Consider the following 17,482-nt stretch of genomic DNA (forward strand, 5'->3'; position numbering starts at 1 on the left):
CGCGTGTCGACGGGTACTGGCAGTTGGCACCCAGATCACTGGGGCGTTTGAACGGCGCCACCCGCGACGCCGGTGCGGTCGACGTCGCCGATCCCGGCCGGGTGCGGCATTGTCGTCGTGCGTCGTGAGGGCGGCGACCAAGGCCACCACCGCAACCCACCTGGCTGCTGGCGACGATCGGTTCGTTGGCTGCTTTCAGGTGGAACCGGTATTTCCCGGCGTGCATCACCCGCGCCGTGGTCCAGGCCGAGGCTATGGGCTGCTTCGGATAACGCGCTCGTCCGCGAGCCGAAGCGTCGGCATGGCGTGCTGTTGGGGGAACTCTCCAGTCGCCTGAAAAATAACGCGGCGCGCCACTTCGACCGCGTGATCGGCAAAGCGCTCGTAGAACCGGCCCAGCAGCGCCACGTCGACGGCGGCCACCACGCCATGCGTCCAATCGCGATCCATCAGCACGGTGAACAAATGTCGGTGTAGCTCATCCATCGCATCGTCTTCTTCGCGGATTCGGGCGGCCATCCTCGGATTGCAGGTGAGCAGCACCTCCTGCGCTCTGTTGCCCAATTCAACTGCGACTCTGCCCATTTCGGCGAAATATCCAGCGACCTCGTCCGGAAGCGTGTGCTGAGGATGGCGACGGCGGGCGGTCCTGGCAACATGCATGGCAAGGCTGCCCATCCGGTCGATGTCGGCTACCATCTGGATAGCGCTCACAGTCGCGCGCAGGCCTACGCCGACCGGCTTTTGTAACGCCAACAAACCGAAAGAGCTTTCCTCCACGAGCGCACCCAATGTCGCGATCTGGTCGTGATCGGTGAATACTTCCTCGGCCAGCACCAGATCAGCCTGCAGCAGGGCCTGCGTCGCGCGTTCCATCGCGATCCCGGCTAGCCCGCACATCTCACCCAAGTGCGCGGATAACTCGGAAAGTTGCTCTTGGTAAGCAGTTCGCATGTCGTGAGTCTACGTTCCTCCGACATGGAAATAGATGACATGTCAAATGAACGTTGCGTGACGATGCCATGCATTCCGAATGTCGTTGCGGCTACTAGCAAATAGTGTCGGCGGCATCGGTTAATCGTGTCCGAACGGCAGCGAGCTGGTTCTTCTATTGTTCACTTGACAGTCATTTCTGGATGGTTCTAGCGTGTGGACGGCATCACGGTTTAGCAACAGCCGCGATAGCTCCCCACCGTACTGCGACGCGGCGGGTAGCCATGGTGTCGAGCATGGCTGTTACCCGGCGCGGGCACCAATAACAACGGGCTGAGGGAGATTCACATGGTTTATCGCTCGCAGTGGGGGCCGGTGGCTTCGCCCCATCAAACCGTAAGCGACAGGGGCCCCACGGGCGCGCGGCCCCCAGGACGCCAGAACGGCCCCTCATTGACGAAGCCCCCTTACGGGCGCCACATCCGCTCAGTAGATCAGGTCGTGGCGGCCCCGGTAAACCCTGCCGAGGTGGCACAGGCACGGCTCTTCGTGACCACTCTGCAAGCTGAGCTTCACCGATTGCAGCATGTTCTCGTCGAGAAACTTGCGACGCCTCATCAGGTGGGGCCCGGCAGCAAGGAGCAGCAACCGGACGTAGAGCTTAGGAAGTGGAAAGCAGATATCGAGGAGGTCAATCAACTCCTCAACGCGTTGCGATATCGGTTCTTGCATGCCGAGATTGTGGGTGCGTCCGCAGTGCTTGGAGTTAAGTCGTCGCACCTTACCCCGTCCAACCGCACCGCCCGTTGGTGACTAAACGGTACCAGCGCCATCTCAGGCTGCCGCCGTTCTCTACTCCGTAATCAGAAGACGCAAGAGTCATCGTCTGAATCAACGACAGATTCCCGCGACGATCACCCACCGGCACCGCAGTCAGTTTGTTCGGCAACGTAGCGGCAGCTGGCTGGCTGAGGGGGCCCGCGGGTTGTTCGTAAGCCTGGCCAGCGCCACGTAGCCTGGCCAGACCGGTCCGCGTCTCGGTAGTCCCGAGATCTCTTTCCCTACGGCTATTTCGACAGGGCCTCGCAAGGCTCCGATTTGGTGCAGTCCGCTTCTCGTCGTTCAGCCTTGTTGTGCCGAAGCGTGTTCTAAGGCAACGCAGATCTGCGACACTTTGATCCGGCCGCTGACGGTGTCATTCCTGGTAAGCCGCATTGGCGCAGTGCAATCGCAGTGAGAGCCCTCGTTATTGCGATGTCGCGTGCCTTGCCCCTGCTGCCATGATCACCCTCAATATCGTTGTGTTTAAATGTAATTCGTGAAGTTAATTTGCGAAATTAGCTAGCGCTTGACCAGCTGCTGGACCCAGTAGCGGAAGACATCATAATCACGGGCAACTTCGCTTTTGCTGCGTCCCTCTAGCACGACGGCGGTGACGATGAGCTGCGCCTTCGACGTGGCTGACCTTCCGACTTGCAGAGGGTGTCAACTATGTCGCGAGACGGCTGCCAACTACGTCGTGAAACCAGACACTTTCAGCCCGACCGAGAGAGCGCCACCATCACGAGCACCCTCGCGGTGCCGCTGAGCCCGCCCGAACTCATGGACAACCAGTTGATCGACGAATCTCTGCTGCCTGAAGCCCGCCGCATGCACCAGCTGATCGAGAATCTGGACCTGCGTCACGACGACGTCGACCTCGACGATCTGCTGCTGGCCGAAGCGAACCGGCTAGGCGCCCTCGGGTCGGTGCACATCGTCACCCGCGTCGAGGCATGCCGCACCGTTGGCGACCGCGCCGCCTTGGCCCAGGTGATCCGCAATTTGGTCGACAACGCCGCGCGGCACGCCGCGAGTACGGTCGATTTGGACTGCCACTGCGACGCTGCGCACGCCGTGATCACGATCGCCGATGACGGGCCCGGCATCCCGACGCAGGAGCGGGGACGCATCTTCGAACGGTTCGTTCGCCTCGATCCCACCAGCGCCCGGTTTCCGGCGGATCCGGTTTGGGCCTGTCCATCGTGGCAGAGGTCGTGCGCGCTCACCGCGGTGCTGTCACTATCGCCGATGCTGCCCAAGGTGGTGTGATGTTCACTCTGACATTGCCCCTGCGTCAGCATGATTCGGACGCAACTAGCAGGGATCGGTGAGCAGCCGGTAACCGGCGCCGCGCACGGTTTCGATGGTGGCCAGCCCGAATGGAGTGTCGATTTTGCGCCGCAGATAGCCGATGTAGATTTCCACGACGTTGTCATCGCCCTCGTAGTGTGAATCCCAAACCGAGCGCAGGATTTCTGACTTGCTGACCACATCTCGCTTGTGGCGCAACAGGAATTGCAGCAACCCGTATTCACGGGGAGTCAGGTCCAGCACCGTCTGGTCGCGGGTTACCCGTCGCTGAGCCGGATCCAATGCCAGGGTGCCCGCGCTCAGCACGGTTGGGCGTTCGGGGGCCCCACGGCGCAACAGAGCCCGTAGACGGGCCACCAGGACCACGAATGAGAACGGTTTGGTCAGGTAGTCATCGGCGCCGATGTCGAACGCGTCGGCCTGATCGTATTCACCGTCCTTGGCAGACAGCATCAGCACCGGTGTCCACACCTGACGCGTCCGCATCTCCCGCACTATCTGATAGCCGCTTAGTCCGGGCAGCATGATGTCGAGCACCACCACGTCGAATTCTGCGGTCGAGGCGGCAGCCAATCCGTGCAGGCCGTCGTGCTCGACGTCGACAACGAATCCTTCAGCGGCTAGCCCACGGCGCACCGTCTCGGCGAGCCGGGCTTCGTCCTCGACGAGCAATACGCGCACGACAACCCTCCTGTGGTCTGTTGCTGATGTCCAGTAGAGCAGACGCCCCGACGGGTCTCAGCGTTCCCACAGCTGCCAGCGGCAAGGCTGTTCTCATGACTAATATTCGAGCCGCACTACCAGAGCAGGAAGCAATCGCGCGGCATCACCGCCACGGCGGCATCGCCGGCCGCGTTCATCGTCGTCGCATTTTTCTTCCCTGCTCGATGCCGGCGAGGCCTCCGGAGTGCTGATGCCCTCTGGGTTGCCGGATGGGCATTTGGGTACGGCTGTTTTGCACCTTTGCGACGGGACAGTAATCGTGATCTGCGCACTGGGGAGATCACCCACCGTCGCAGTGGGTGACGGAATCCAGATCCAGGCCTGCATCTCCGCGGCGGCCGGCGCCTGCGACATCGAACCTTAAGAAAGACAACTCAAATGACTGCTATCCAACCAAACCGCGACGATCCGACCGCGCATCTGAGCGCGCGGGACGTCGAGGACATCGGCGTCGAACTCGACGCCATCCGGGCCGAGGTGATCGCCAGCCGGGGCGAGCGCGATGCCACCTATATCCGCACGGTCATTTACGGGCAGCGCAAGCTCGAATTGAGCAGCCGCGCGTTGCTGCTGTTTTCGTTGTTGCCGCCGGCCTGGGTCCTTGGCACCGCCGGGTTGTCGGTCTCTAAGATCGTGGAGAACATGGAGCTCGGCCACAACGTTATGCATGGTCAATGGGACTGGATGCGCGATCCCAAGATCCACTCGACCACCTGGGAGTGGGACCATGCCTGTCCGTCGAGACTGTGGAAGCACTCGCACAACGAGTTGCACCATACCTGGACCAATGTGCTGGGCAAGGACGACGATCTCGGCTTCCGGGTGATGCGGGTCGACGAGGATCAGCCTTGGAATCCGGTCTATCTGGTCCAGCCGCTGACCAATCTCGCCAACGCCTGCATCTTCCAGTACGGAATCGCCATCTACGACCTGCAGATCGGCCCTTATCTGAAGGGCAAGGCCGATAAGGACGTGCTCCGGCGCCAAGCTAAGGAGGTGCTCGCCAAGGTCGGGAAGCAGGTACGCAAAGACTATGTGCTGCACCCGTTGCTGTCGGGTCCATCGGCCCTCAGCACGTTAACCGCAAATTTCACGGCGAATCTGGTGCGTAACCTGTGGACACACTCGGTGATCATGTGCGGGCACTTTCCCGAGGGCGTGCAGACCTACGAGAAGGCCTCTATCGTCGGTGAGACGCGCGGTCAGTGGTATCTGCGGCAGATGCTCGGCTCGGCCAACATCAGTGGCAGTCCGCTGATGCACCTCATGACCGGTAACCTGTCGTTCCAGATTGAGCACCACCTTTTCCCTGATCTGCCCAGCAACCGCTACCAGGAGATAGCGCCGAAGGTGCAGGACCTATTCGAGCGGTATGGGCTCACCTATACCAGCGGTCCGTTGCACAAACAGGTTGCATCGGCGTGGAAGAAGGTCTTCAGGCTGTCGCTGCCCAACGACTTCGCACGCAAGGCGACAATGGCGACTGGGGCATTGTCGCCTGCCAACCTCACCCGTGCCGTCTTCGGAAGCCCAGCCGCCTAGCCTCAGGGCACTGAACTGGCCCTAGACAGTCATCGCTTTGACCCAGTGCAATGGCCCGCGAAGTCCAGCGATTCGGCCAGCGCGCGGTAACGATGCGGAACCTCTTGGTAGGCCGGATCGTCGCGGCGAGTCTTGGCCAGCAACGTGCGCAGCCGCACCACCAGAATGTCGCGGCGGCCCATTCGTCTCCCGATATGACCGTTAAAGGCTTGACCGCGGCGTCGGCTTCGGCGAGATCGCTCGAGGCGGCCGCCAATGCGTGCAGGCCGTCGTGCTCAATGTCGACAACGAATCCTTCAGCGGCCAGCCCACCACGCACCGTCTCGGCGAGCCGGGCTTCGTCCTCGACCAGCACGCGCACGCCACCTCACCTCCGGGCTGTTGCTGATGTCCAGAAGAGGATGAAGCCTCGACGGGGTCTCAGCGTCCCCACAGCCGCCAGCCGCAAAGCTGTGTTCATGACCGATGTTCGAGCCGCACTACAAGAGCAGGAAGCACCCGCCGGCATCACCGCGGCCGCGGCATCGCTGGCCGCAGCTGAGGTACGGGCACAGCGACACCGCTCTCGCATGCATCACGTCGGCCGCACCGATAGTTCGACCGAACTCGGGCATATGCGCCGAATGACAGTGCCCCATCACCGCAGCACGCCGCGTGGCCTGAGAAACGTGAGCGAGGTCAGCCCATCGCGGCTGACTGTCTGGCTCGGCGCGGAGATGTACACCTTCCGCGCCGGTGACGTCACCGTGGGCCGCGACCGCGATTGCGACATCTGTCTGTGCGGCGGCCCGGCCCGCGAACTGATATCGCGCAGGCATGCGATCTTGCGATTCGACGGCACGCAGTGGCAGGTTATCGACACCAGCCGGAACGGCGTTTTCGTCGGCGGTAGTCGCGTCCGCGCATTCATCGTCCGCGACCGGCACAACATCACGCTCGGTAGTCCGCACGGACCGCGGTTGACTTTCCGGGTCGGTACCTTTACCGGACCGTCCACCCCCTGCAACCTGGCCAGGCCGGAGCGCATACCCACCTCGACGTGCACGCCGAGCTGTCAAACGGCCAGCAAGACCCGATTCGCGTTGATCGAGCCGCGTCGCGGCGAACCGGACTCCGAACGGGTCGGCGACACGATGCGACTCTCGCCACCACCGCCCTTCCTCAGGGGGACAGTCGGTCGCGCCACGACCAACGACCTCGTCGTCGACGATGCACGGGTATCGCGCATGCACGCGGTGCTGCTGCCGAACCCCGCGGGTCTCGAGATCCGCGACGTAAACAGCCGCAACGGCACATTCGTCAACGGCGTATCGATCACTCGTGCCCTGTTGCGCGACGGTGACAACGTCACCGTCGGCAACACCGGTTTCATAGTGTGGGGCAACACTCTGGTACCGCACCCGCGCCCGCCAGCGGGTGCACCGCCCTCGCACTGGCGCTGACCCCAGTTGAGTCGGGCATGTCGTCACCGACCGAGCGACGGCTTGGCCGGCGCAAAGGCGTCCGTCGGCCAGTGCAGGACGAGACTTTCGAACGCGCAGAATGGCGACGATGCGCAAGCCCAGGGCGTTGGACATGGGCTGGAGCCTATGCCCGCAACGCTTGCATGAACGCGGTCGCTTAAAGCATCGGCTTGACTGTGTTCCTTGGCGCAGCTTCATGCAATGCTGTCTCCCAGTACACCAAGCGACCGTGCTCGGTCATGTACCTCGGCGGCCAGGTCGACATCCTCGCTGCGAAAGGCCGACGAGCTGCAAAATCGGCTCCCCGACGGTTGAGTTCCTCAGCTCGGTTGGCCGCATTAACACCGGCTGATTCCGATATGCACCCGCGTATCTGAAACAGAGATCTGATCGACATCCTTTCTTGAATGAGACAGCTTAATTCACAGGATTTGTCACGATTTTTGGGCGAGGTATGGGGGCCTGGACCCGGGGGACCGGCCCCCGGGTCATCTAATGCGGCCACCAACAACGCGGCGATCGCATCGGCGCCGGCGAACCGGACAGCCGCTTCCGCACCAGCGACGCAGATGGTCACCGCAGCTACGTTGGCGGCACCGTGTCGCGAGCTACACGTCGCGACCGGCCTCGCGCCATCAGCGGCGCTCTGAGCCCGCCGAGGGCTCCTTGCCCCCTTCCGCCATGGTTGTGCTCAGGCCGGCCGAAATCAGGTGAGTGGAAATCACGCGTGTGGTATTCAGGTCCGCGGTCAGGTAAGCGATACGGGCGGCTGCTTGCCGGTTGAGGAATTCGCCGGCAGCTGCAACCGCCACGTCAGCGGTGGTCGAGGTGTTCGCGCGGCGCCGTGCCCGTAGTTCCTCGGCGTCTCGTCGGGTCCGCTGCAGTGCGAGGTGATAGTTGTAGAGGGCGGCAACGCGTGACAACACGGCGGTACGGCATTCTTCGAGCAGCTTGGTACGTTCGGCGCGTGTCTGCAGGATTTCCTGGGCGTCGCATTGGCGTAGCTGCAACAAACCTGCGACGCTCCAGGCGATCTCATGCAGCTCGTGGTCAACATCGAGAGCGGGCTGCCAATCGTTCAAAGTGACTGCGCAGCACTGGATGTCAGCGCAGATCGCTTCTGCCACAGCGATAATCGCAAGATCCGGCCCGGCTGAGTACCTGGCCGGACTGTCGGCCCACGGCACATATTCGACAGCGTCTCTGCTCCATCGGTAACCCGCGGCGCGTTTGATCGTCTGCCGGCCCGCGGTGATACCGCCGAAGTACAGCACCGCGTATGCGCAGAAGCACGACAGCATGTACGTGTCCGCCGCGGTCGACACCGCCCAGTGGGCGCCGATTACACGGATCAGCGCCGCCGCGGCCACCATTACCACGGCCAACGTCGTCACGTCGGCAAGTGGCACCAGCCGACCAAACGGTCGCAGGCGCACAAACGAAGCGTCTTTTTTCCAGGGCGCGTGGTCGGATAACCGAACCCTTCGTGATTGCCGGCCGGAGACCGGCCGCACACCCCCCATCGAAGGCTGGGGCTTTTCGGGCAGTCGGTATCCGTTCGCGAAACGGCGCTGCAACGCCCTCGTCGCGAGAGGACCCAGGCGATTGGTGTGGACCCTCGGATAGCTGCCTGTGAGCTGGAAGGGACGCTCGGCCACCGCGTCCACGAGATCCAGTACCTCGCGCAATGAGCTCATGTCTGTTCCTTCGCTCCGACGTGCAGACCAGCGAATCTCAGATGCATGCAATCCAGATGCCCTGATTGCTGCAAGACGAGACAGGCGACTCACGAACAGTCTAACAGCTGTTACTATACTGTCGTGACGAATGCGCAACAAGATACAGCGGCGAGCGCGATGACGTCGTGGCACAGCCTGCCGGTATCGGCCGTCGAGGACCGCGCGGGTGTGCGGGTTGACCTGGGTCTCAGTGCCTCTGAAGCAAGTACGCGCTTGACCCAGTACGGGCCCAACCGCCTCCGGGAGGAGCGACGGAAGCCCTTTTGGCGAGACTTTGTCGAGGAAGTGTCCGAACCGATGCTTCTGCTGTTGCTCGGCGTGGGGGTGCTCTACGTGCTCTTTGGACGGCTGGTCGAGGCGGGGTTTGTGTGGGCCATCGTGCTGGCGATTGCAATGATCGAGGTCCTTAACGAGCGCCGAGCCGATGATGCGATCGCTGCCTTGCATGCGGTCGCCGAGCCGCAGGCGCTCGTGCGACGCGACGGACGGCCGGTGCAAGTGGTCGCTTCCGAGGTGGTCCCTGGCGATGTGATGCTGCTAGAGGCCGGCCGCCGCGTCGCCGCAGATGCGCGGCTAGTGGAGGACCACAGCCTCTTGCTAGATGAGTCCGCGCTGACCGGCGAGTCGATCGGCGTCAATAAGAGCGCAGACATGGTCCTGCCTGCCGCAGTTCCGCTGGCAGAGCAACTCAACATGGTGTTCGCCGGCACGACGGTGCTTCGTGGTCGTGGCACGGCGGTGGTGACCGCAACCGGTAAACACATGGAGCTGGGCCGCATCGCCGAGCTAGCTGAGCAGGCAGAAGAGGGTCCAACCCCGCTTCAGGAGGCGCTTAACCAGCTGGCGCGCTGGATGATCTGGGTCGCCGCCGGGTTCAGCGCCGGGATCCCGTTGATCGGGTGGCTGACCGGTCAGCCGCTCGTGGAGATGATCGTGACAGGGTTCGCGCTGCTCTTCGCCAGCGTCCCAGAGGAGCTGCCGGTGATCATCACCCTGATCCTCGCGTTCGGCGGCTATTGGCTCTCCAGACAAGGAGCCATCATGCGGCGCCACCGGGCCGTGGAGATGCTGGGTGCCGTGTCGGTCATCGCCACCGACAAGACCGGGACTCTCACGGAGAACAGGATGCGGGCGACCAAGTTCTGGCCCGCCACTCAGACAACCCGACTTCTCACCGTCGGGGTCGTGTGCAACGACGTCGCCCTTGACGGGCTCGGCGCGGCCGGTGACCCGCTCGATCGGGCGCTGGTCGAGGCGGCGCAAGCCCATGGAATCGACGTGGATGCCCTTCGCACCGCGCACTCGCTGGTCGACGAGTACAGCTTCGATTCGGCGCGCCAGCGAATGTCGGTAACGGTCAGGCGTGGTCGCCGTCTATGGGTGACTGTCAAGGGCGCCCCGGAGTCGGTACTCGACGTGTGCACCACGGTGCTCGTCGGCGACGAAGCCAAGCCGCTGACGAATAAGCGGCGCGCAGCGGTCTTAAGGACCCTCACGGGCAGCGGGGGGTTGCGCGTTGTGGCGCTGGCGGAGAAGGAAAGCAACGCTTCCAGCCTCAGCCAAGCCGAGGCGGAGGCCAAGTTGACTTTTCTGGGTTTGGTAGGGATGCAGGACCCGCTGCGTGCGGATGTGCCCGAGGCAATCGCCTCCTGTCGCGCGGCTGGCATCCGCACCGTGATCGTGTCCGGCGATCACCCGGAAACGGTCGGCGCCATCGCCGGCGAGCTCGGCTTTCCCACCAGCGATGGTGTCCTTACCGGCCAGGACCTGCAGACGCTTGGCGCCACCGCATTTCGACAGACCGTCGATCAGCACTCGGTCTTCGCGCGCACCACCCCCGAGCAGAAGTTAAGGATCGTGCGCGCCCTGACCGAAAAGGGTCACCACGTGGCGGTGACCGGCGACGGCATCAACGATGCGCCAGCCCTGGCGGCCGCGCAGGTAGGCGTGGCCATGGGACAGACGGGCACCGACGTGGCCCGGCAGGCCGCCGACATGGTGCTGATGGACGACAGCTTCGCGACACTGGAGCGCTCAATTCGGCAGTGCCGTGGGCTGTTCGCCAATCTAGAGAAGGGCATCCGCTACTACCTGGCCTGCAAGATCGCCCTGGTGGTCTCTTGCCTGCTGGCTGTTCTGCTGGCCATCCCGCTCCCGTTCGTGCCGATGCAGATCATCCTCATTGAGCTGCTCATGGATCTCGCGGCCTCGGCCGGGTTCGTGGCCGAGCCCCCGGAGTACGACGTCATGCGCCGCCCGCCGCGCGACCCGCACGAACGCGTCCTCAATCGGCACACGATCCAGTCGATCTTCACCGGCGCGCTCGGGCTATTCGGCGCCGTCACCGTCGCTTACTTGATCACCTGGTATGGCTCACACAGCGCCGTACGGGCCCAAACAGTTGCGTTTTGCACCTGGCTGATCGGACACGTGCTGCTGGCCCTCACCATGCGCTCACATCAACCGCTGCTTCGGGTCGGGCTGATGTCGAATCGGGTGATCGCAGGATGGGGGCTTGGGGTCGCGATCGTGCTTGTACTGATTGCGGTGCTCCCCGCGGCCCAAACCTTTACGTACACCACAACCCTGCATGGCCTCGACTGGGCCCTCGTGATCGGCACTGCGGCCACCGGAACCCTCTGGAACGAGGCGGCAAAGTGGATCGGGGCTCGCCGAACAATAGCCGCCGCTACTGCCGGGCGCACTACCCCCACCAGCACGCGCGAGGTCGTCGAGGTTTGACGGTGCGCAGGGCAGAATCGGTCCGGTGAGCGAGTCAGTGAGGTGGCTGCTGTTGGCCTACCGCATTCCCAGTGAGCCGAGCCGGCTGCGTGCCGGGGTGTGGCGGGCGTTGAAGGCGCTCGGCGCGATCTATGTGCAGAACGCGGTGGCTGCCGTGCCTGAAGACCCCACCGCCGAGCGGGCGCTACGCGCACTGCGGGCGGAGATCGCCCAAATGGACGGCGCTACCGCCCAACTCCTATGCGCCGACCCTCTAGTCGGCGGTCGCGACTTGACCGACGCCTACAATGCCGCACGCGACGACGAATACGCCGAAATCGTCGAGCGCTGCCAAGGTTTTCTTGCCGAGATCGACATGGAGACCACCGCCGCCCACTTCTCCTACGGGGAGTTGGAGGAAAACGACGAGGACCTAGCTAAGCTGCGCCGCTGGTTCGACAAGGTCGCCGCCCGCGACCGCCTCGGCGCTGCCGGCCGCGAGACGGCCGCGAAAGCCCTTGAGGAGTGCGGCCACGCTCTCGACGGGTTCGCCGAAGCCGTTTATGCCGCCGACACCGACGCACCCTGACCCCTTGTGTTGATGCGGATACGTTGCAGATCGCGCTGAGCGGCCAGACACGGCGGGTACGCTTGCCGACCAGCATCACCGCTGTGATCGTCTTCACCGCGGCCGCCCACACTGTCGCTTTGATGGTGTTGCTCCCACTGGCCCGTCGCGGTCCGCAGCCCTGGTGATGGTGTATGACGACAGACTCAGAGGACAGGTAGAGGCGGGATGGATCAGGTCATTAACTGGCTCGTCAAGCTGCCCGCCGGCGTGGTCCTGGGCGCCGCCTTTTTGCTTCCGCTGCTGGAATCGTCGGCGTTCGTCGGAATCGTCTTTCCCGGCGAAACCGCGGTGCTCATTGCGGGCGTTGTGGCCAGCCAAGGCGCTCTGCCGCTTTGGCTGGTGATGCTCGTGGCCTCGGGGGGCGCGATCATCGGCGATAGTGTCGGTTACGAGATCGGGAAGCGCTACGGACAGCGCCTGCTCAACCGGCTGCCCAAACGGCTGGTCAAGCCCGAACACGTCGAACGCACCAGCGCGTTGCTGCGACGCCGCGCAGGTGCGGCCGTCTTAATCGGGCGGTTCACCGCAGCACTCCGGGTGCTGGTGCCCGGCATGGCAGGAATCAGCCGGCTACCGTATCCGACATTTCTCGTATTCAACGCCATCGGCGGCATCGCCTGGGCTATGGCAGCGTCCGCTGTGGGATACGTCGCCGGGAAGAGCTACCACGCCGCCGAACAGCGGATGAGCATATTCAGCATTGGCGTACTCGCCTTGATCATCGGCGGTTACCTGTTGGTTCACCTGCGCCGACACCCCCGGGTGGCGCCGCTGATCGACGCGCGACTGTCAACCGAGCGCTGGACCGGGCTTTCACTCACGTTGGCCGTCGCGGCCTCGGGAGCAACCGGCTGGTTGTTCGGCGGCGTTACCGAAGACGTTGTCGGACATGAGGAAGTAGCGCAGGAAGACCCGCATTGGCACCAACTCCTGGTCGACCATCGCCTGGCCGCCCTCTCCGGCCTCTCCCGCGTCCTGACCTATCTGGGCAGCAGCGCTGTCGCCTATCTGCTGCTTGTTATCGCCGTGGTGTTGGTCATCTGGCGCAAGCATGACTGGGCAGCCGCCCTGGCTCTGCCGGCACTAATCGGCGGGCAATTCATCTGCGCCGGGGTGTCGGTGCTTATTGACCGGCAGCGTCCACCGCAATTTGACTGGCTGACAAGCGCTTACGGCCGCTGCTTCCCCTCATGCCATGCGGCAACGTCGGTCCTGGCTTGGGGGTTGGTGGTCACCCTGGTCTGGCCTTGGTTGCGCAGCCGCGGCCAGCGAGTCATGACCGTCACAGCTGCCGTCGTGATCGCCGCCATCGCTGGCGCTACGCGAGCCTACCTCGGCACTAACTGGCCCACCGACGTTGTCGCCGGCTGGTCCCTCGGCGGCTTGCTGCTCACCCTGGCCGTCGCCGCGTTATCGTTGTTGCGCAGCCATACCGTAGCGGCCGGTAAGCGTCACAGACTAAGTGAAGAACTCGATACGGTTGACAACGTCGACTGATGCGGTTGTGGCGCGCGGATACACGCAGTTTTCAGCCATCGAAGGTGTTTCCGATTGTGTCCCATAATATTTCGCATTCAGCAGGATCGTGGCCAATTCACGTGCGACCGGTCGGGTGGGTCTCAGAATCTTACCGGGTGTGCTGCTGCGGCCGCCTGCTCGCGCCATCTCCTTCAATGTGGTCGACGTTGACCGCTGATCGACAGTTGATACCTCCGTATGTGATGCCCGGATTGCTGTTGTGTCGGGCGATCGAGTGCGTCTGTGGCTGGGCCGCGGCGAGCTGGGCGGCAACGGTGGCAGCGCTACCTGCCCGTGCTCGCGCAGTGTGGTAATCAGGTCCGCGGCCTTCTTCGCAAGGCGGCGTTCGTCACCGTGAGCCAGCCTGGAAGGCAGCTCATCGATCGGTGCCCCTGCCATGTCTGCGACTTCATGGGCGTTACCGGCCGTGAGTTCGCCATCCCGAAAACGCAGCAGGTAATGATGCACTGTCTTGTGCACCAGGTGGGCTTCCGCGCCGAACCGGTACTCGATACGGCCCAGCGCAGCGAGGACATCGGCGCGAACTCCGGTTTCTTCCGCGATCTCCCTTACTGCAGTCTCTTCGGCCCTTTCACCAACCTCGATGTGGCCTGGGCAAAAACCATCGAATGCGGCCTCGACGATCGAATGCGCCGATCACGACAGCCATCTGCATGTCGCGTCGAGGCAATCGACGACGAGCCCGCCAGCGGAGAATCCATGCAGGGTCCGAAGGCGCGAGGGCTGGCCGCCGATGTTGTCGCCCGACGCATCCACTCGCGAACGGCGTCTGCCACGGCGCTTCCGAAGCTTGCCTTCATCACGCTACGGCTCAGTCACGAGGCGTTGCTTCCGCCAAGAGGTCGGCGACGTAATGAGCGGTCTCTTCGCCTTCGTAAGCCAGTACCACCTCCTCGACACGCTCATCGTCTAGATTTGGCCGCGGTCGATCCAGATCGCAGTCCTGCAAAGCCGGGCGAGGAACTCCTTGGAATGACTGGCGAACATCAGGATGCCGGAGCGCTGGATGAGGCTCTGCAGCCGTGTGACGGCCTTTCTCAAAAACTCCGCGTCGACTGAGCCGATGGCCTCGTCCAGTAGAAGTATCTCCGGTTCGATGCTGGTTACGGCGCCCAGCGCGAGCCGGACCCGCAATCCCATGGAATGCGTGCGCAGCGGCATCGAAAGGTAGTCGCCGAGCCCGGCGAACGCGACGATTTCGTCGACTTAAGACTGTATTGCCTTGTGCGTTTCGCCGTGGAACAGCCCACGGATGATGATGTTCTCGTAGCCGGACGTTTCGGGGTCCATGCCGACGCCGAGGTCGAAGATGGGGCCTACTTTGCCCTTTACCGGCGGTGCCCGCTGTCGGCTCGTAGATGCCGGACAGCAGCCGTAACAGTGTCGACTTGCCGGCTACGTTGTGTCCCACCAGACCTACTCGGTCGCCCACGTGAGTGACAGGGTAATGTCGCGTAGTGCTTCGATCACGACGAGGTCGAGGTGTTGCGGCCGATGGCACCGCCAGCCTTGCCGAGCACTGTGTGCTTGAAGGAGCGGGTTTTGGCGTCGAAGATCGGAAACTCGACCCATGCGTGATCGACGTCGATACACTGGCACTCGCGAATATGCTGTGTGCGGACCAATCGCTCTGGGCTCCAAGCGATTGTCCATCGATCTTGACATTGCACTCACCGGTGTCACTCAGTAGTCGTGGCGGGCCAGCATGGTTCCGCGTCGGTCGTCATCACCGTCGACGACGAGCAGTGCGGAGATCATCTCGCAGGTGACTAGTCCGTGTTCTTGGGTGAGTTCGTCGATTGATGTCGAAGCTTTGCGCGATGTTATCCGGGGTATCAACGATGATCGTCGTGACCGGGACATCGCGGACAAGTTGGATAGCTTATCGCCGTGGGGCCAGGTGGTCGCCGTGGAAGCCCCAGATACCACGCAGCGTGGTAGCGCATCGTGCTTGGTAGGACTGGCGCAGACGGCGGATCGGGGCGCGGTGGACCGGAAGGCCGTCGTGACGTTGTGCTTCTGAGGTGTAGATCATGACCTTTTGCCACAGCGGCATGCCGTGTTCGTCGACTCCGGGCAATGCGTGCGGCCGGGAGAACAGTTAGCCGTCGCGTTTGCAAACCTGAAGTCTCTCAACGGTTATCAGTGGATGTCTCATCAGGGCGGCAGTTCGTCGATGACACGCACAACCTGTCCGCCGGAACCGACTGCGATGATCATCACCGGTACGCCGACGTTGCGACCGAAGAATCGTGCACGTTGTCGCTTGCCGTAGGCAGTGCCGTCGACGCCGAGGAAAACCGATGCTCGGTTAGCCTGCGCATTGGTGCGGCGCGGTGCGCCGGAACGCCCGATGGTTCTCACCGCAGGCACGTTGTCGCTGGACCCGTCCCGCCGTCTGGTCACCCGCGATGACGCTGAGATCTCTTTGACAGCACGCGAGTTCGGTGTCTTGGAGTACTTGATGCGCAACAAGGACGTGGTGCTCACCAAATCCGACATCCTGGCCAACGTGTGGGACGTCAACTACAGGGGGCCGGCCAACGTGGTGGAAGTCTACGTGGGCTATTTGCGGCGCAAGATCGATATCCCGTTCGGCACCAACAGTATTGAGACGATTCGGGGCGTCGGTCACCGACTATTGCCCTGACGGAATCGTAACGGTGATGCGGGCACCTCCACCCGCCGGGTCGCTGATGGTGATGCTGCCGTGGTGTCCGCGGACGATTTCCGCGACGATCGCCAGCCCTAGGCCACTGCCTCCGCCTTCCCGTGATCTATCCGTGTCGAGGCGCACGAAGCGGTCGAACACACGACTGCGCTCGCCCACCGGTATGCCCGGGCCGTCGTCGGCGATGACGAATACCGTGTCGCCATCGGTATGCTGCACCGACAGCTCGATCCGCGACGCCGCGTGGCGGGAGGCGTTGTCGGCGAGATTGCGCACCATGCGTGCCAGCGCGGCCTCATCACCGATCACCCGGGTGCGTTCGTCGATGTCGGTGTCGATCGTCAACGTGGTGTCGCGCCGCAGCCGCGACGCCGCCGACTCGACGATGTCGGCCAAGCTCACCTCCTCGGAGGACTTTTGGCAAGGTGAAGCCAAACCTTTCTCGTCAGCGCGGGCTAACAACAGCAAGTCCTCCACCAGCATCTTCATTCGATGCGCCTCGGGCAGCAAAGTGCTTGTGGCCATGTCGATGTCGAGCAGCTCGGGATGTGACTCGACGAGTTCGAGCGCATAGATGATGGTGGTCAGCGGACTGCGCAACTCATGGGAGGCGTCACCGACGAACTGACGCTGCGCCAGATGACCCCTCTCGACACGCTCGAGCATCGCGTTCATCGTCCCGGCCAGCGCCGCGATCGCGTCCCCACTCGCAGGCACCGGAACACGCCCGGACAGATCCGACGCCGAGATCTCCGCCACGCGGCTGCGAATCGCATCCACCGAACGCAACGAGCGTTTGACGAGCGTACAGCTGACATAGGCCGCCACCGCGATCATGAGCGGGGAGACGGCCGCCAGCAGAATCGCCACCGTGCGAACGGTGGCTTCAACGGCTTCGCTGGCGCCGCCAACGATGACGGTGTAGGTGCCGGCGGGGGTGGCGATGGACTGACCGGCCAGCCGAATGTCATCACCCGGTGAAACATCGTCGGGCAGGCCTGATCTGAGCGTAGGGCCGAATAGTACTGCGGGCGCCAACGCCGAGGTCGGCGCTCCCGACGATCTGCGCACCACGTGCCCGTCGCCGTCGACAACCTGCACCTCCGCCACCCGCTGGTTGGTCGTCATGAGGTTCTCGTCGAGCTGAGCGGCAGTTTTAACTCGTAGTGCGGCGACGATATCGGTGACCCGGGCGCCGGCGGCGTCGTCGACGCCGGAAATCAACAAGGCGTAAAGCAAAGCCAGCAGGCCAGCGCTTGCCAACGCGAGCGCGGCAAGGACCACTGCCGCGGATACCGCCGCCGCGCGCGTGGCAATGCCCCAGTAGCGCGGCCGTATACGTACGAACACGTTCACGTGCCACGCCCTCTCTGAGCCCTTCTGCCCT

14 protein-coding genes and 4 pseudogenes are annotated in these 17,482 nt (G+C 63.3%); 8 read left to right on the plus strand and 10 right to left on the minus strand.

Features of this window, described 5'->3' with window-relative positions; all coding sequences use genetic code 11:
- Positions 1-252: 252 nt before the first annotated feature.
- Positions 253-954: a phosphate signaling complex protein PhoU gene (gene phoU, locus AC5Y2L_RS25050; protein WP_499945004.1), complete on the minus strand. Its 702-nt coding sequence runs from the start codon at positions 952-954 to the stop codon at positions 253-255.
- A gap of 465 nt (positions 955-1,419) precedes the next feature.
- Positions 1,420-1,665 (minus strand): hypothetical protein, encoded by a 246-nt coding sequence (locus AC5Y2L_RS25055; protein WP_499945006.1) that lies wholly within the window; start codon positions 1,663-1,665, stop codon positions 1,420-1,422.
- A gap of 759 nt (positions 1,666-2,424) precedes the next feature.
- On the opposite strand from AC5Y2L_RS25055, the gene AC5Y2L_RS25060 reads away from it, so the two are divergent.
- On the plus strand, positions 2,425-3,024 hold the full coding sequence (locus AC5Y2L_RS25060; RefSeq protein WP_499945008.1) for a sensor histidine kinase: 600 nt from the start codon (positions 2,425-2,427) through the stop codon (positions 3,022-3,024).
- On the plus strand, positions 2,970-3,086 hold the full coding sequence (locus AC5Y2L_RS25065; RefSeq protein WP_499945010.1) for a hypothetical protein: 117 nt from the start codon (positions 2,970-2,972) through the stop codon (positions 3,084-3,086). Before AC5Y2L_RS25060 ends, AC5Y2L_RS25065 begins: the two co-directional genes overlap by 55 nt.
- On the opposite strand, the gene AC5Y2L_RS25070 is transcribed toward AC5Y2L_RS25065, so the two are convergent.
- The gene (locus AC5Y2L_RS25070; protein ID WP_499945012.1) at positions 3,070-3,747 is read right to left on the minus strand and encodes a response regulator transcription factor; all 678 of its coding nucleotides are present in this window, start codon (positions 3,745-3,747) and stop codon (positions 3,070-3,072) included. The genes AC5Y2L_RS25065 and AC5Y2L_RS25070 overlap by 17 nt on opposite strands.
- Before the next feature lie 420 nt (positions 3,748-4,167).
- Between AC5Y2L_RS25070 and AC5Y2L_RS25075 the strand changes: the two genes are divergently transcribed.
- Positions 4,168-5,331 carry a fatty acid desaturase family protein gene (locus AC5Y2L_RS25075; RefSeq protein ID WP_499945014.1) on the plus strand — a complete coding sequence of 388 codons (1,164 nt, stop codon included), beginning with the start codon at positions 4,168-4,170 and terminating at the stop codon, positions 5,329-5,331.
- A gap of 29 nt (positions 5,332-5,360) precedes the next feature.
- Here the strand turns inward: AC5Y2L_RS25075 and AC5Y2L_RS25080 are convergent, their stop codons facing one another.
- Together AC5Y2L_RS25080 and AC5Y2L_RS25085 are read right to left on the minus strand one after the other, a co-directional pair.
- On the minus strand, positions 5,361-5,513 hold the full coding sequence (locus tag AC5Y2L_RS25080; RefSeq protein ID WP_499945143.1) for a hypothetical protein: 153 nt from the start codon (positions 5,511-5,513) through the stop codon (positions 5,361-5,363).
- A gap of 62 nt (positions 5,514-5,575) precedes the next feature.
- Positions 5,576-5,692 (minus strand): annotated as a pseudogene (locus tag AC5Y2L_RS25085) (response regulator); the annotation flags it as partial.
- A 97-nt stretch (positions 5,693-5,789) separates the two neighbouring features.
- On the opposite strand from AC5Y2L_RS25085, the gene AC5Y2L_RS25090 reads away from it, so the two are divergent.
- Positions 5,790-6,773 (plus strand): FHA domain-containing protein, encoded by a 984-nt coding sequence (locus AC5Y2L_RS25090; RefSeq protein WP_499945017.1) that lies wholly within the window; start codon positions 5,790-5,792, stop codon positions 6,771-6,773.
- A gap of 656 nt (positions 6,774-7,429) precedes the next feature.
- Here AC5Y2L_RS25090 and AC5Y2L_RS25095 read toward each other — a convergent pair.
- Positions 7,430-8,491, minus strand: a complete 1,062-nt coding sequence (locus AC5Y2L_RS25095; protein WP_499945019.1) for a hypothetical protein — start codon at positions 8,489-8,491, stop codon at positions 7,430-7,432.
- 123 nt (positions 8,492-8,614) lie between these two features.
- Between AC5Y2L_RS25095 and AC5Y2L_RS25100 the strand changes: the two genes are divergently transcribed.
- The 3 genes from AC5Y2L_RS25100 (at position 8,615) to AC5Y2L_RS25110 (ending at position 13,382) form a co-directional block, all read left to right on the plus strand.
- Positions 8,615-11,275, plus strand: coding sequence for a cation-translocating P-type ATPase (locus AC5Y2L_RS25100; protein ID WP_499945021.1), 2,661 nt, complete (start codon positions 8,615-8,617; stop codon positions 11,273-11,275).
- Between the two features lie 25 nt (positions 11,276-11,300).
- A complete protein-coding gene (locus AC5Y2L_RS25105; protein WP_499945023.1) occupies positions 11,301-11,843 on the plus strand; it encodes a Chromate resistance protein ChrB in 543 nt (180 codons plus the stop codon).
- 207 nt (positions 11,844-12,050) lie between these two features.
- On the plus strand, positions 12,051-13,382 hold the full coding sequence (locus tag AC5Y2L_RS25110; RefSeq protein WP_499945026.1) for a VTT domain-containing protein: 1,332 nt from the start codon (positions 12,051-12,053) through the stop codon (positions 13,380-13,382).
- 130 nt (positions 13,383-13,512) lie between these two features.
- On the opposite strand, the pseudogene AC5Y2L_RS25115 reads toward AC5Y2L_RS25110, so the two are convergent.
- The 3 genes and pseudogenes from AC5Y2L_RS25115 to AC5Y2L_RS25125 form a co-directional block, all read right to left on the minus strand.
- Positions 13,513-14,180 (minus strand): annotated as a pseudogene (locus AC5Y2L_RS25115) (NUDIX hydrolase).
- A gap of 55 nt (positions 14,181-14,235) precedes the next feature.
- Positions 14,236-14,925: an ATP-binding cassette domain-containing protein gene (locus AC5Y2L_RS25120; protein WP_499945029.1), complete on the minus strand. Its 690-nt coding sequence runs from the start codon at positions 14,923-14,925 to the stop codon at positions 14,236-14,238.
- A 182-nt stretch (positions 14,926-15,107) separates the two neighbouring features.
- A pseudogene (locus tag AC5Y2L_RS25125) lies at positions 15,108-15,731 on the minus strand (DUF190 domain-containing protein); the annotation flags it as partial.
- Between AC5Y2L_RS25125 and AC5Y2L_RS25130 the strand changes: the two are divergent.
- Positions 15,724-16,074 (plus strand): annotated as a pseudogene (locus AC5Y2L_RS25130) (winged helix-turn-helix domain-containing protein); the annotation flags it as partial. The pseudogenes AC5Y2L_RS25125 and AC5Y2L_RS25130 sit on opposite strands and share 8 nt — an antisense overlap.
- Here the strand turns inward: AC5Y2L_RS25130 and AC5Y2L_RS25135 are convergent.
- On the minus strand, positions 16,063-17,451 hold the full coding sequence (locus AC5Y2L_RS25135; protein ID WP_499945033.1) for a HAMP domain-containing sensor histidine kinase: 1,389 nt from the start codon (positions 17,449-17,451) through the stop codon (positions 16,063-16,065). The pseudogene AC5Y2L_RS25130 and the gene AC5Y2L_RS25135 sit on opposite strands and share 12 nt — an antisense overlap.
- Positions 17,452-17,482: the final 31 nt, after the last annotated feature.

Source organism: Mycobacterium sp. NGS66 (assembly GCF_059812225.1).

Bases quoted from the DNA above. Each gene is read 5' to 3' on its own strand.
- phoU (WP_499945004.1), bottom strand. From the start codon at position 954: ATGCGAACTGCTTACCAAGAGCAACTTTCCGAGTTATCCGCGCACTTG.
- AC5Y2L_RS25055 (WP_499945006.1), bottom strand. From the start codon at position 1,665: ATGCAAGAACCGATATCGCAACGCGTTGAGGAGTTGATTGACCTCCTC.
- AC5Y2L_RS25060 (WP_499945008.1), top strand. From the start codon at position 2,425: ATGTCGCGAGACGGCTGCCAACTACGTCGTGAAACCAGACACTTTCAG.
- AC5Y2L_RS25075 (WP_499945014.1), top strand. From the start codon at position 4,168: ATGACTGCTATCCAACCAAACCGCGACGATCCGACCGCGCATCTGAGC.
- AC5Y2L_RS25080 (WP_499945143.1), bottom strand. From the start codon at position 5,513: ATGGGCCGCCGCGACATTCTGGTGGTGCGGCTGCGCACGTTGCTGGCC.
- AC5Y2L_RS25090 (WP_499945017.1), top strand. From the start codon at position 5,790: ATGACCGATGTTCGAGCCGCACTACAAGAGCAGGAAGCACCCGCCGGC.
- AC5Y2L_RS25095 (WP_499945019.1), bottom strand. From the start codon at position 8,491: ATGAGCTCATTGCGCGAGGTACTGGATCTCGTGGACGCGGTGGCCGAG.
- AC5Y2L_RS25110 (WP_499945026.1), top strand. From the start codon at position 12,051: ATGGATCAGGTCATTAACTGGCTCGTCAAGCTGCCCGCCGGCGTGGTC.